Below are 13,488 nucleotides of genomic sequence, written 5' to 3' on the forward strand. Positions count from 1 at the left end.
CGGCTGCGCCCAACAAAAGGCGGCGCGAAACGACGTTTGAGCTTTTCTTACGGGTAGACATGCATGGGCTCCCGGCGCAGGCGCTCGGTCCGATCAGCATGCTAATCGGTAGAGTTGGTGAACAGTGTGCGTAATAATGAGCACACCGCTCCGACAATGTCAATGCGTAGTGCGGTGATCTGAGTACGAGGTATCGATGATCACGCCGATGCAGATAAAGTTGGCCCGGACGGCACTTGGCTTGGGTGTCCGCGAACTGGCGACGATTGCGGAGATTGCGCCCTCAACCATTCATCGGTTCGAGACTGACAAGGGAAGCATGCATTCGCGCACGCTTGATCGTGTGCAGCAGGTGCTTGAGGAGCGCGGGGTCATCTTCATCTCGGCTGATGAGAATGCCGGCCCGGGTATTCGGACGCGGAAATAGGTTCCTAGAGCAGAGCAATTGAACCTACGTCAGTGGTTAAGCCGCGTGCCCGACTTCGATTGCGCTCGCCTATATAGGCGTTGATAACTAACTTTTCACGTAAGCGCAGGCTTATCTTCGCTATGCGCCCTCTCAAGATTGGTGACATCCACGCGCTTGCGATCGAGCGCAGTGGAACTTGTCTTTCAACTGAATATAAGAACTGCAACGAGCCCTTAAGTTGGCGTTGCAGCAAGGGCCACGAATGGGAAGCGCCTGTTCGCCACATCAAGTATTCAGGTTCCTGGTGCCCATTTTGCGCCGGGCGACGCCATAGCCTTGAAGAACTTAATAGTATTGCTGAGCAGCGCGGAGGAGGCTGCCTCTCCACGCGCTATGACGGCATGCAAACAAAGCACAGGTGGATCTGCCGACATGGCCACGAGTGGGAAGCAACGCCCGCCGGCATACTGATCGCTGGCTCGTGGTGTCCAGATTGCTCGGCCGGGCTTGGCGAGCGGCTTACCCGTGCAGTGTTCGAACACGTATTTGGGGAAGTTTTTGAGAAGGCGCGCCCTGAGTGGCTGATCAGCTCAAGAGGCACGCGACTTGAACTTGATGGCTATAGCGACCGTCTTCGCATCGCGTTCGAACATCAGGGAGTCCAACACTACCGTCAGGCCTTCCACTCGGCGGACGAACGGAAATTCGCGATCCGTCTCGCAGACGACGAGGCGAAGAGAAAGCTCTGCAGGGAACAGGGCGTGCTGTTGATCGAAGTGCCGCAGGTCGGAGGAACTGACTTCGAGGATGGTATTCAGAGCCTCATTCGCAAGGCGACTGCGCAGCTTGATGTTTTTCTCCCGGGCCTCGGTAAGCCTGCTGACCTCTCACGTGCTTACAGCACTAATGGCAGTCAGGAGTACCTTGAGCGGATGAGAAACCTCGCCCGGGAGAACGGCGGCGAGTGCGTTGAGCCTCACTATCTCGGCAATAAGGCGCGTCACCGTTTCCGGTGCGCTGCCGGGCATGAATGGAAAACACCGGCGGATTCCATTCTCCGTGGGACCTGGTGCCCTTTCTGTTCGGCCCGGAACAAGGCCGACGTGTACCGAAACCGAGCTTCGAAGCTGGAAAGCTTGGCCAAGACAAGGGGCGGGCGATGTGTCGAGCCGACCGCTTATGTATCCGGCCGGCTCCCTATCGAATGGGAGTGTGATCGGGGGCACCGATGGCATGCCAATTTCAACAGTATTCAGCGCGGAAAATGGTGTCCTGTATGTGCGAGATGGAGCATTCCAGAACTCGCTGAGTTAGCCCGCAAGCGCGGAGGGCGTCTCCACTCAACGAAAATTGTGACTATACGGGATCATCTCGAATGGGAATGCGAGAGGGGGCATCGGTGGCGCGCTGACGCTCACAATGTTCTCCATGGAACTTGGTGTCCGAGCTGTGCCGGCAATGTCCGAAAATCGATCGCTGATATGATCGAATTGGCTCAGGCAAGAGGCGGACAATGCCTCTCAAAAACGTACGTAAACGCAAAAACGAAGCTGCTCTGGAACTGCGCATACGGCCACGAATGGACTGCTGTACCCTCCGCGATCAAGGCAGGGTCGTGGTGTCCCGCCTGCGCAGGGCGCAAGACGTGGGGCCATGTGTAGTGACCTCCAGGCTATGGTCGAGCGCACTGGCGTCGCGGACTCGACCCGCGCAAATCCCAGTGTGATAGCGCGGGCCGTTTAAAGGGCCGTGCGACTAGGCCGGGTCCTCGAAGGTTTGACCGAAGTCAGCTATCAACGGCGCCAATGCCGAAGGGACGACATCTTGCTCGGTGGTCAGGCCAAGATAAGTCGCCGCCCGTGTCGTGCCCACATAGAGGAACTTGTCGAACAGGTCGGGGCTGTTTTCGGCCAGGACGTCGATGCCGACGAAGAACACCGCCTCGAACTCCAGGCCCTTGATGTGCTGGACGTCGAAGACGCGAACGTTGTTGTCCTTGCCTCGCGACTGGCCCCGTACGCAGGCCTCGCACCGGATATTAAGGCGCTCCACCAGTGCCTCGTCCAGAGCGGCTGCCACTGGCTCGACCTCAGCTTCATCGTTCACCAAGACCGCGATTGAGGGAAAGCGGCCGGTAATGTGCTCGATCTCGGCGATGCGATCGGTCAGCCATTGTGCCAGCGCCGGCGTGTCCAGACCTATCGCTAGGACCGGACGGGGGCCGTCGTTGGAGAGGTGATCGGGCAGTTGCGCGGCCTGACCCGCGCTTGGAGTCATGGCGCTTAGCTTGGTCGCCAGATCGGCCAAAGGCCGGCTATGGCGATAGGTGACGATGATCGGTCGGATTTGCAGGTCAGAAAACACCCAATGCAAATCAGCCTCCGAGCGGCTGCCCCAAGGTGTGATGCGCTGGTTGAAGTCGCCGCAGGCGACGAAAGATCCGATTGCGGGATCCGATAGCTGGCCCATGCAGGCCAACTGGATGGGCGAGAAATCGGTGGCCTCATCGACCACCACCTGATTGCGCAGCAAGGCGCGGATGCTGCGGATGATCGCGTAACGAGGTTCATCGACACTGGCGAGCAACCGTCGATCGCTCAACATGCCCCGTCCGGCGCGCAGCATGGCCAGCACGACCAGATCTACCTCCAGCGGTGACAGTTCACCGGCCGACAGTACCGCTTCGTTATACCAGCGGTTCTGAACGATCCGGTCGCGCCGGAACCGGCCGTACCGCGCACGCATACGAGCGACGTACTGGCGGACGGGATTGGCGAACTGACGTAGCGCCTGACGCTGCACCTCCGCCTCACCCACTTCCTTCTGCGAGGCTTCAGGAAGGCCGCGCTGTCCTAGCCACTCCAAGATCCGTCCATCACGGGACTTGGGGCTCAGGCTGCGCTTGAGGACGATCGAGCGAGCCAACCGGCGCTGGGCGTTCACATATATGGCGATGGCTTCTTCGCGGTTACCTCGCGGCGGCGGCGCTTCGTCGTCCTCGTCATCGCCGTCATCCAAGTCGTCGATCACCTCGGGCGCATCACGAGCTGTCTTGGCGAAGGCGTGGAGTTTATCCAGGAAGGCATTGTCCTGTCGGGCGTGGGGAACGATCGAAACCCGCACCTTCTGTTCAGTGGCTGATTTGAGTTCGTCTTCCAACGTGGCCACGTCGCGTTGCAAGTCTCCAAATGCAAGTAGCGCCGAGGCGCTGACTTCGTCGCGGCTGGCTGGTAGCAAGGTGCGCAAACGCTGTCCCAGGGCGCGAACGCGTGCGTCGCCGGCCGTAGCCAGCGTCTCGGCGTGGCGCTCCAGCTCCGCCCAAAATTCCTCCGCCTGCCAGGCGTGGAAGTCATCGAACCAAGCCGCTTGATCCTGCACAGTTGCGGCCAGGAGGTTCTGGGCTTTGGGGCGATATTGTGCGCCGCTAGAGGTGCCGCTTCGCAATACGCCCAGGCGATTGCGCGCCAGATCCATGCGAAAATCGTCCCAAGTCTGCACAGTAAGGTCGGACGCGGGCACGCCTTCGCGTCCGAGCGCCTCGACCACGTAGCGCTTTAGCAACTCGTTGGGTGTGAACATCAGCCAGCTATCAGCGTGGCCCGACACCCCCGCCGCTGACACTGCCACCTGTCGCCGCTCATCCTCGTCCAGATAGTTGGTGTCGATCTTCTGGCGCAGGCGTTTGATCAGGGTCGTGGTCTTGCCAGTTCCGGGCGGGCCTAGGATGGCCAGGCGTGTATCGAGCGGGAGGCGGAATATATCGTCCTGGTAGATGTCCAGAACCGAGCGTTGCCTTAGCTCCATCTTCTCGATGACCGCGCGGCGAAGCCCGTCGACGATGTTGTCGGCGGTTGGGTCGCCAGCTATCAGCTGCGCTAGATAGTCGTCGTCGCCGATCTCCACGCCGATTGCGCGCAGCGCCGTGCGCAGAGATCGGACCGTGACGGGACCGGCGCTGAGGCTTTCGAACACGGTGTCGATCGCGTCCCATTCGTCCTTCTGCTTGGACGGGGTCAGGATCGCGCGTTCGACCACCTCGAAGCTTCGCACGCCCTCGGGGTGGGGACGTCCGCGTCCCTGCCTACCGGCAGTGCAGCTAGGCGTCCCATCGGCGACAGATAGCTGGCGCTGAAGGGTTCACCTGGTTCACGCGGAAGTGGCGTGGCGCGGGTGATGAAGATTGTCTTGCTGGTTCCAGCTTCGTCCGCGACTACGAGGCGAGCGATTGCCGGCTCGCGTGCCAGCTCGCTCAAACCCTGGTGGCCTTGGTCGAAGATCTCCGCAAGGTTCTGGCCCGCGCTCGAGGTCAGCGAATTGGTAGAGGCAAAAGCCGTTGCCGCATCGGGGCGCGCGTCTGCCAGCTTGGCTTCGGCGCGACTCGCCGTTCGGGTCAGCTGATCGAGAGTTTCGCCGGCAATATCGCGAATCTGCTCCTCAACAGGCGCGCCCTCGACTTCGCCCTCAAGCTTCTCTGCGACTGGCATGGATCCCCCGTATGCTCATCGGGCACCCGCCCCCGGCACTGCTAAGCTGGCGTGGCAGTGATTGAGGGTCAACCACTGCTTGTGACGGAGGGGGTGCTACGCGTGCGGAGAAGGCTGCAGGCCGCGCTGCATCGCTAACGCGACGTCTGCACCGGTCGCAGGGGGACTTTGCAGGTTGAGCTTGCTCGTGCGCGGCACGCGTCCAGCGTTGCACGATTGTCGTCAGCGAACCTCAAGTCTTCGACCATGGTGCGCCAAGCCTGCGGGTTGGATTTCTCCATGAGCCGTTGTCCGGCCGACCAGCGGTCCCTTCGCAATATTGCTGCTGCAAGTCGCTCGGGGGCCTGCCAACTATCAGGCAGGACACGGGCGACGGGACCGGAGAGGCCAAGCCAAACGAAAATACCCAAAAGGAAACCGACAGCCCCCGCACCAGATAACCATCGACGCTGCTCGCGCGCCTCGCGCGGACGCGGGATGACCTGGTCGAGGGTCCGGACGGCGTCGTCCAGTCCCCGTTGCAGTCGCGACCAATCACCCTGCGCCTCCTGACGAGCACGCGCTGTCGCGGCCTGAACCTCTCCGGCCACGCGGCTAGGTGTGAGGCTCAACAAGGGCGACTGGGCCAAGGCCTCGATACGGTTGTCTACCGCCGCGAGCTGCTCGGCCATCTTTCCCAATGTCGGACCGTAGTCGATAGCTTCGTGACGCTCTCCCGCTACTGCGAGGCCCTCGACCGCCCGTCGTAATAGGGCGACCTCGGTCCGCAATTGGCCAAACGCTTCCTCGGCTGGATCGCCATACGCCTCGTCTGTCACGCCACGCTACCTTTCCCAACCACGATCGCGGTCGCGGCTCTTAAGCGGCTCATCGCCAGGGCCACGCTCGCGATCATGATCCGTGCCCTTGGCCAAAGACCGCGCCTTCTCGGGAGCCAGCCGCTCCGCCTTCATGGCCGCCAGGGCTGCGCCCGTGCGCCCCTGGGCCGCCGCTGCCAATAGGCCAGGGCTTTTCTCCACCGCGCTGGCCAGGTGCTTTGCCGCACCCGGCCATAAGCCCGCAACCGCCTGAGCGCCGCGCTCCAGTCCAAGCTTCTGGTGCTCCAGGACCGGCAAGCCGGCTTGCCGCATACGCTGCGCGTCCATCGTGGCCGACGCGTAGGCGCGCACCGCGCGATGAGCGGTCCGTTCATCCTGGGCGATATCCGACGCCTTGCTCTGATCGGGTTTCGGGTTGAACCCGGCGAACCGGCCCCTCCCGTCGCCAACGGCCTGACCGTCGATCTGCCGCCGAGCCGCGAAAGCGTTGGGATAGTCGAGCGCCATCTCCTTCGGCCGATCGCGGCCCAAGGTTCGCACGAGATCGCACCGCTCGGCGAAGTCCTGGCGGCTGTAGTGCAGCGCCATCCCGTCGCGGTGCCGGCTGAGCGCCACATACGCCGCGTGCCGGTCCATGTGTCCGCTGGCGAGGACATGGGTGCGATCCACGGTGACGCCCTGCGACTTGTGGATGGTGGCCGCGTAGCCGTGATCCAGATCGTTATAGGTCTTGAGATCGACGCTGATGTGCCGGCCGTCATCGAGGCGGACTCCCACCGCGCCTTGTCTGACCGTTTCGACTGTTCCGAGCGTGCCGTTCTTCACGCCCAGCGAACGCTCATTGCGCAGGAACATCACCCGATCCTGGGCGGCGAAGTCGCGCACGCCGCGCGTGGTCTTAACACCGTGACCTGGCCCAAGCTCGCCGTCGGCCTTCATCCGCTCGCGGGCCAGGGCGTTGAGCGCTGCCACATCGTCGCGGGTGTAGGCGAGCATCATCCGCGACGCCGTCGGATCGGCTTTGCGTTCGTTCGCCCAACCTTCGATCAAGGCGCCGCGCGCCGCGTCCTTGCTGTCATGGCCGTGGACCATGCCGGCCGCTTCATAGGCGGCCAGCGCCTGATCCGTGCGCCCGGTCGCCAGATGTCGCGTGGCCTGGCGTTGCCAGTCCTGGCGCTGGCGACGAATCTGGCTGATCTCGACGGCGCCATGCCGCTCAGTCAGCGCGCGGAACGCCGCGCCGGCCTCGATCGCCTGGAGCTGCTCGGCGTCGCCGACCATCACCACCTTGGCTCCAGCCTTCTCGGCGTGATCCAAGACCCGCTGCATCTGTCGAGAGCCGACCAGACCGGCCTCATCGATCACCAGCACGTCGTTGGCCGACAGCTGATCGCGACCGCGCGCCCAGCCATACTCCAAACTGGCGAGCGTCCGCGACGGGATGGCCGATCCGCCCTCCAGGTTCTCGGCGGCGATGCCGGAAAGAGCCGCGCCCTGAACCCGATAGCCCTGCGCCTCCCAAGCATCCCTGGCGACGCCCAGCATGGCGCTCTTGCCGCTGCCCGCGTAGCCGACGACCAACGCTAGCCGCTCGCGGTCGGTGACATGATCGAAGGCGTCCCGCTGCTCCTCCGACAAGGTAAGGCCAGACGCTGTGCTCTTGGCGAGAGCGGCCTCTCGACGACCCGCGCCGATGCCATGATCGCGGCGCTCGCCCAGCGCTTGCGCCGACTGCTCCAAGCTCCGCTCGACATCGAGCATCTCGCGGCTGGTGAAGCGCTGGCGGCCCTGGCCGTCGCGGCCCAGCGCCATCAACTCCGGTGACGTCCTGATAGCGCTTCTGACCTGATCGAATTGGTCCTTGCCGTCGCTGTGGCGGTGAGCGAAGCGGGCCAGGTCGTGCTCGGTGAATGTCGCCTGCTGATGGGTAATTGCCGACAGCGCGACCCTCGGATCGGCGATGATCCGTTCGCCATTGCGCCGCGCGATCTCGCGATGGTCCTGAGCGCGCTGCGCAGCCTCGCCACGCTCATCACGGCGCGACCCGGCTGGGCCAATCTTGTCCTGCGGCTCCAAGGCGATGCCTTGGTCCTTGAACGAGCGGTGGTCGATCCGAGCTTCCAGCCCGAGTTGGGCTAGCCGCTCGTTGACATGCTCGCTCCAGGCGCCGCGCCAATGGGTGAGCAGCTCGGTGCTGTTCCAGTCGCGGACCTTGGCGCCGAACGCCGCCGATTCATCGTCGCGCAGAGCGACCTCCCGCATGGTGAGCATGACATGCGCGTGCGGCTTCGGGCTGCCATCCTCGGCGATGTCCCAATGCACGTTGAGGTCGGCGATCATGCCGCGATCGACGAACTCGCGCTGCACGAAGTCGCGAGCCAGGGCCACGCCCTGCTGCTGATCCATCTCTCGCGGAATGGAGAACTCGACCTCGCGGGCGAGTTGGGCGTCCTTGCGCTTCTCGCTAGCTTCGACGGCGTTCCACAAATGCGCCTGATCTGGCCAAGCCTCGCGTGCCGCCTCATTGGGCGCGAGGATCTCGGAGTGAACGACGCCGGCCTTATTGGTAAAGTCGTGTGGTCGATCGAGTCGCTCGTCATGCAGACGGGAGGCTGAGCGATACGCGGCGGCGGCCACCGCGCTGGAGCCGTTGGCGCGGCTGATCACCTTGGCTGAGAAGTGATAGATCGCCATCGCGGCGTTCCTTCAGCTTCAACCTTCGTGCACGTCGGAACGACGTATAAGCGCGCACTCCGATCGAAGATCGGCCTGACTTGCTGCACACGGCGACTTTAAACAACTTGCGCGGAAGCTACAACCTTTGGTATTTGTGGCGCGGGGCGGGCTCCATCGCAGGAGGCCTTGAGCTATGCGCAAACCCCGCGACATCGACGCCGAGCTGACGGCTCTGGCGGCGAAGGCGAAACAACTCAAAAGCCAGAAGATCAAGCAACTGGGCGAACTCGTCATCGCCACGGGTGCCGACGAACTCGACCCGGAGGTCTTGGCCGGCGCGCTCCTGACGGCGAAGGCCTCCAAGGACGTCAAGTCGCGGGAGGCCTGGAAGTCGGAAGGCGAGGCCTTCTTTCGCAAGGGCGCTGGCCGCAAGCTGGCGTCGGCGGCTGCTGGTGACGGTGCGGGCGCTGGCCAAGAACCTGGCACTGGTGCGACGGGCTGAGGCCGTCGCCGCGCGCTTCGATACGAGAGCCTGGGTCGTGCAGCGCCGCGAGCGCACACATCACCTGATCGAACTTGGCGGCCTCGTCACCAAGGCCGGCCTAGTCGATCTCACCGACGACGACCGCGCGGCCCTGCTAGGCGGACTGCTCGAACTTGCCGACCAACTCCAGGACGCCGGCCGCGCCGACGTGCTTGCGCGGTGGCGACATCGCGGGCGGCACGTCTTTGAAGCCGATGCGCAGAACGATCGGGCGGAGCATGAGGCGGCGACATGATCCGCACCATCACCCTCGTCGGCGCGATCCTGCTGGGCCTGTTCGTCGGGCGACTGATTGGCGGCTTCGTGCTCACCGTCATCGCCGCCGTTGGGCCGGTCGGGCCGGGCATGAGCATTCCGGTTCTCGTCGTCACGAGCCTGATCGGCGGTCTGATCGGTTTTCTAAGGTGGCGGCGCTGGTGGCCGGAGGGCGCGGTCTCCGACGCGCACGGGTCGGCTCGGTTCAGTCGCGAGGATGAGATCGCCCGGACGCTTGGTAGCGACGAGGGCCTGATCGTTGGCCGCTCGATACGGGGCAAGCTTCTTCGCTACAATGGTCCGGCGCACCTTCTGACCATTGCGCCGTCGCAGGCGGGCAAGGGCGTTGGGACGATCATTCCCAATCTACTCACCTTGCGCCGCTCGGTTCTCTGTGTGGATCCGAAGGGTGAGAACACGCGCATAACAGCGGCGACGCGCGCGCGAATGGGGCCGGTGTTCGCGCTGGATCCGTTCGACGTGTCGGGCCAGCCGTGCGCGGCGTTCAATCCGCTCTCAGCGCTGGACCCTGATAGCCTCGACCTTGTCGACGACGTGTCGGCGATCGCCGAGGCGCTGGTCTACGATCCACCCGGCCAAACCGGCGAAGCGCACTGGAACGAGGAAGCCAAGGCGCTGATCTCCGGCGTCATCCTCCATGTCGTGACGACGGCACCCGTCTATCTGCGCAGCCTGATCACGGTGCGGGATTTTCTCACCGCTGCGCCGGACGCCTTTGCGAAGATGCTGAAGGCAATGCAGGACAGCGGCGCGGCTGGCGGCCTTGTCGCGCGCGCGGCCAACCGCCATCTCGGCAAGAGCGATCGGGAAGCCGCGGGCGTGCTGTCCGCAGCGCAGCGGCATACCCACTTCCTCGACAGCCCGCGCATGGCGCGGGTGCTGGGGCGCTCGGATTTCTCTCTGAGCGAATTGCAAACCGGGCTGGTGAGCGTGTTCCTGGTTCTGCCGCCTGAGCGGCTGCGAACCCATGCGCGCTGGCTTCGGCTGATGGTGGTGCAGACGATTGGGGCTTTGGCGCGCGGGCCGGTGGGGGCGGAACGCGACGGGCCTGACGTACTGCTCATGTTGGATGAGTTCTCCGCCCTTGGATATCTGGAGCCGGTCGAGCGGGCGTTTGGCCTCATGGCAGGGTATGGCCTCCAGATCTGGGCAATCCTGCAGGATCTTCACCAGCTCAAGAGCGCCTATGGCGATCACGCCGGGACCTTCCTGGCCAATGCCAGGGTCATTCAGGTTTTCAACGTCGCCGACATCGACACCGCGACCTGGGTCTCGCGGTCGATGGGCGTCACGACCGAAGTTTACAGCACCAGCGGCCAGTCAAAGACTCAGGCCGGCGACAAGCTCTTTTCGACGCATGGCAGCTCGACCAACGTCAATCTCGCGCGTCGGGATCTCGTCACGCCGGACGAGGTCATGCGGATGGATGGCGCGTCGCTGATCCTGCTCCGGCCCGGCGCGAGCCCTACGCTAGCGCGGAAGGTTCGCTACTATGCAGACGCTGAGTTCAAAGGCCTGTTCTGAAAGCCACCGGCCTCATCGAGCCCAAAAGACGTGGAGCTCGTCATGAGCTGTCCGGAGCGTGAAGACGTCCCCGCTCAGCTCCGCGTCTCGTGCCATGGCTTCGTAGTCGATATAGAGGCGAAGGGCCTCGGGGATCGCGACCGTCTCCTCTGTTAGTTCCTGGAAGTAGTCGGAGAGGCTTTCGTAGGCGCCTCGATACCCGTCATCCAGCGCCGCGTTCGCGTCGTCGATACTCCCGCCGAGATGAGCGAGCGCCAGCGCGCCAAGCTGGCCACGCTCGCGCAGGAAAGAAGCGATCTCGACGACCCGGCCGATGTGCTCGTACTCGCCGATGTTCACGCCGCCAAAGCCGTCATGATCGTGGATGGCGAATTCCTCTGCGCCGGCGACGGGGGAGGCGTTCAGCATGGCCGCGATGGCACCCCTTACGACATCCTCGTCCTCGACTTCGATCCAGGCTCCGTGGAGGCGGCCTGCATTATAGGCCGCCAGACAAGCGACGTAGATCCTGGGCGATCGCAGGTTCGCTACGCTGGCCATGGTCATCTCCTTCGGTCGTTGGGTTTGCAGACGCTAGAGGCGCGTCTGAAACCCGACGCCCGTCGGCGAGACCGGGGGTGCAAGTGGAGGAGCGGCTTCGCGGGGAACCAACTGCAGGCCCGGTGGGCCGAAGGTGGGCGGAAGTCGCTTCGCAGCGCGCTGGGGGCTGGCCCCAAGCTATTTCCAATTGATCCGGCCGCAGCCAATCCAAACCCAAAAATTCGTGAGGTATGGGCCGGAAAATTTGTCTTTACCGGTCGCGGAGCAGTACCTGGATTGCTGCCCCACGGTCCGCACAACGTCCGCGACGTCCTTGCTACGCATATCCTGAAGCAGACTGGCTCTCACGAGCAGGCCAGCTACGCCATCCAGGACACGCCAGAGACTATCGCCGAGCACTATGGGCATTTCCTGCCTCAGGATAAGCCCGCCCTGGCAGCTCAGGTGCTCAATCAAGTTTGGCGGCATAGCGCCCATCAGAGCGGACGACGCGGCAGCTGCGTTGTCCGCTCACGCCGTGGAGTTGGTGCGGGCGGCCGGGATCGAACCGGCATAGCCTTGCGGCTGACGGATTTTCATACCACTTCGACTTTCGCCGCCGCAGGGCCGTGGCGCTGCGTTCGTGGTCTGGACTATCCCTTCGCCGTGCCCCGAAGAGGGGTTTAGGCGCCGCCCGTCTAGTCTCTACACCTTCCCGCAAGGGGCTTGGCTCGGGATCGCCATTTTACAGGGTTCCCCGAATTTGAGCGGTTCTACGTCCTGGATTTCCCCAAGCGCACTCAATCCTTGGCTTAAGTCCGTTGCGTCTACCAGTTTCGCCACGCCCGCCTAAACCGAGGCGAGCTATAGTCGGCCCGGCGCTGAGCGTCGAGCCTTTCGCACGGGCTTTGCCGATTTGCGGTCTGCCCGCTTCGCATCGCCGCGATCCCTTCGAACATTGACTGCAGCGGCGTCGATGACGTCCTTGATATGTGCTGCGTAGAAGGTTTCGATCATCTCGACGCTGGTGCGGCAATTCTTGGCGACCTGATAGATATCGGCCCCCTCGATGAGGCGCATGCTGATGTACGTATGTCTGAGGCTATAGGCTGTCCTCCGCCGGCCCTCGCGATCGAACTTGAGGTCTATCGCCTGAAGCGTGGCATTCAATGCGGAGCGCAGCGGGATAGGAAAGAGCCGATCGGTTGGCTGGCCGTCGTAGCGTTCTCGCAGTCGTTGGAGCGGCACGACGGCGCCTGGCATGCTCTTGCACCAGCCGACGCCCCGCTTGCCGCGAACAGCGATTTCGAGAATTTGGTCTCCAGTTGTTTGGTCCAGCACGATCGCGACATCGCGATACTCCAGGTGCGAGGCCTCATCGGGCCGCAGTCCCGTGTTGACCATGAAGAGCACGAAATCATGCAGGTCCTTCGCGGCGGGCAAGGCGCCGCGAGCTTGCGCCTGCTGGCGCGTCGTCGTGTAGAGAAGCTTATAGTCGTCCGGTGATAGCCAAGCCCGGTGGGATACCTTCGACGAGCCACGAAAAGGCGTTGATAGATCTGGAAGTTGGTCTAGCCAGCGACGACGGTTTGCGGCCTTTAGGACCTGGCGCAGGCATACGATCTCCTGGTGCAGGGTGCTGGCGGCGGGAGTCCTTCCTGAGCTGCCCGGACGGAGGCGATGGATGCGGTAGTCCTGCACCATGCCCGCCGTGATCTCGCCGAGCACGGTGTCGCCGAAAAATGGAACGAGATAGTTGGCGAGGCGTGCCCGGTGGCCCTGGACGTAGACCGGGCTCCTCTCGCCTCGCGTGATCACCTCGAACTCGTCAATGAAGCGTTCGGCCGCCTCGGCGAACGTCTTGCCAGGCTTCAAGTCGCCGACGCGGTATTTTCCCAGGAGGCCCAGGTACCAGTCCTGCGCAAAGTCCTTGGCGCGCGACAGGCTCTCCTCGTGGGTTGTCACGCGACGCTGGCGGCCGGCGACCGTGCAGGAGCATTGCCAATGGGGACTACCCGGTCGTCGGTAGATCTGGACCCGACCGTCTATCAATGTGTGACGCGCAGCTTCCGGCATGTCGCCGACCTAGATACTGGCACGCTAAGGCGCGAGCGGAATGGTGAACTCTATCCAGGATGGCGCAATTGGCCAGGGGCAACGCAGCCCGCTAAGGCATGCGACCGTTTCGGACGTATGGGTAACGCAGGTTCGGATCGCGAGGCGACATCACAGTCGCTT

At 63.4% G+C, this 13,488-nt stretch carries 10 protein-coding genes and 1 pseudogene; 5 read left to right on the forward strand and 6 right to left on the reverse strand.

The features are described 5' to 3' along the window. Positions 1-196 precede the first annotated feature (196 nt). Entirely contained in the window at positions 197-427 is a 231-nt protein-coding gene (locus C1707_RS01865; RefSeq protein WP_101711790.1) for a helix-turn-helix domain-containing protein, read from the forward strand. Positions 428-2,164: 1,737 nt separating this feature from the next. Here C1707_RS01865 and C1707_RS01870 read toward each other — a convergent pair. The 4 genes from C1707_RS01870 to traA all read right to left on the reverse strand — a co-directional run bounded on the left by C1707_RS01870 (position 2,165) and on the right by traA (position 8,405). Further along, positions 2,165-4,444 carry an ATP-binding domain-containing protein gene (locus tag C1707_RS01870; RefSeq protein ID WP_164467246.1) on the reverse strand — a complete coding sequence of 760 codons (2,280 nt, stop codon included), beginning with the start codon at positions 4,442-4,444 and terminating at the stop codon, positions 2,165-2,167. Continuing rightward, entirely contained in the window at positions 4,423-4,893 is a 471-nt protein-coding gene (locus tag C1707_RS25920; RefSeq protein ID WP_164467247.1) for a hypothetical protein, read from the reverse strand. Before C1707_RS25920 ends, C1707_RS01870 begins: the two co-directional genes overlap by 22 nt. 134 nt (positions 4,894-5,027) lie before the next feature. Then, complete coding sequence (locus C1707_RS25925) at positions 5,028-5,711, reverse strand: DUF6118 family protein (protein WP_145998307.1); 684 nt, start codon at positions 5,709-5,711, stop codon at positions 5,028-5,030. Between the two features lie 6 nt (positions 5,712-5,717). Then, positions 5,718-8,405: a Ti-type conjugative transfer relaxase TraA gene (gene traA / locus C1707_RS01875; protein WP_101711788.1), complete on the reverse strand. Its 2,688-nt coding sequence runs from the start codon at positions 8,403-8,405 to the stop codon at positions 5,718-5,720. A gap of 175 nt (positions 8,406-8,580) precedes the next feature. On the opposite strand from traA, the gene C1707_RS01880 reads away from it, so the two are divergent. Genes C1707_RS01880 through C1707_RS01890 form a run of 3 tightly spaced genes read left to right on the forward strand, consistent with a single transcriptional unit; the run spans position 8,581 to position 10,731 of the window. Continuing rightward, positions 8,581-8,889 carry a conjugal transfer protein TraD gene (locus C1707_RS01880; RefSeq protein WP_101711787.1) on the forward strand — a complete coding sequence of 103 codons (309 nt, stop codon included), beginning with the start codon at positions 8,581-8,583 and terminating at the stop codon, positions 8,887-8,889. Then, positions 8,840-9,166, forward strand: a complete 327-nt coding sequence (locus C1707_RS01885) for a conjugal transfer protein TraD (protein ID WP_240633846.1) — start codon at positions 8,840-8,842, stop codon at positions 9,164-9,166. Before C1707_RS01880 ends, C1707_RS01885 begins: the two co-directional genes overlap by 50 nt. After that, positions 9,163-10,731 carry a type IV secretory system conjugative DNA transfer family protein gene (locus C1707_RS01890; protein WP_101711786.1) on the forward strand — a complete coding sequence of 523 codons (1,569 nt, stop codon included), beginning with the start codon at positions 9,163-9,165 and terminating at the stop codon, positions 10,729-10,731. The genes C1707_RS01885 and C1707_RS01890 overlap by 4 nt, the downstream gene beginning before the upstream one ends. 12 nt (positions 10,732-10,743) lie before the next feature. Here the strand turns inward: C1707_RS01890 and C1707_RS01895 are convergent, their stop codons facing one another. Further along, on the reverse strand, positions 10,744-11,271 hold the full coding sequence (locus C1707_RS01895) for an antirestriction protein ArdA (RefSeq protein WP_101711785.1): 528 nt from the start codon (positions 11,269-11,271) through the stop codon (positions 10,744-10,746). A gap of 249 nt (positions 11,272-11,520) precedes the next feature. On the opposite strand from C1707_RS01895, the pseudogene C1707_RS27095 reads away from it, so the two are divergent. Next, positions 11,521-11,733 (forward strand): annotated as a pseudogene (locus C1707_RS27095) (hypothetical protein); the annotation flags it as partial. Positions 11,734-12,114: 381 nt separating this feature from the next. On the opposite strand, the gene C1707_RS01905 reads toward C1707_RS27095, so the two are convergent. Continuing rightward, positions 12,115-13,215 carry a tyrosine-type recombinase/integrase gene (locus tag C1707_RS01905; protein ID WP_205686810.1) on the reverse strand — a complete coding sequence of 367 codons (1,101 nt, stop codon included), beginning with the start codon at positions 13,213-13,215 and terminating at the stop codon, positions 12,115-12,117. Between the last annotated feature and the right edge of the window lie 273 nt (positions 13,216-13,488).

This window comes from Caulobacter flavus, assembly GCF_003722335.1.
GTDB lineage: Bacteria > Pseudomonadota > Alphaproteobacteria > Caulobacterales > Caulobacteraceae > Caulobacter > Caulobacter flavus.

Bases quoted from the DNA above. Each gene is read 5' to 3' on its own strand.
- C1707_RS01865 (WP_101711790.1), top strand. From the start codon at position 197: ATGATCACGCCGATGCAGATAAAGTTGGCCCGGACGGCACTTGGCTTG.
- C1707_RS25920 (WP_164467247.1), bottom strand. From the start codon at position 4,893: ATGCCAGTCGCAGAGAAGCTTGAGGGCGAAGTCGAGGGCGCGCCTGTT.
- traA (WP_101711788.1), bottom strand. From the start codon at position 8,405: ATGGCGATCTATCACTTCTCAGCCAAGGTGATCAGCCGCGCCAACGGC.
- C1707_RS01880 (WP_101711787.1), top strand. From the start codon at position 8,581: ATGCGCAAACCCCGCGACATCGACGCCGAGCTGACGGCTCTGGCGGCG.
- C1707_RS01890 (WP_101711786.1), top strand. From the start codon at position 9,163: ATGATCCGCACCATCACCCTCGTCGGCGCGATCCTGCTGGGCCTGTTC.
- C1707_RS01895 (WP_101711785.1), bottom strand. From the start codon at position 11,271: ATGGCCAGCGTAGCGAACCTGCGATCGCCCAGGATCTACGTCGCTTGT.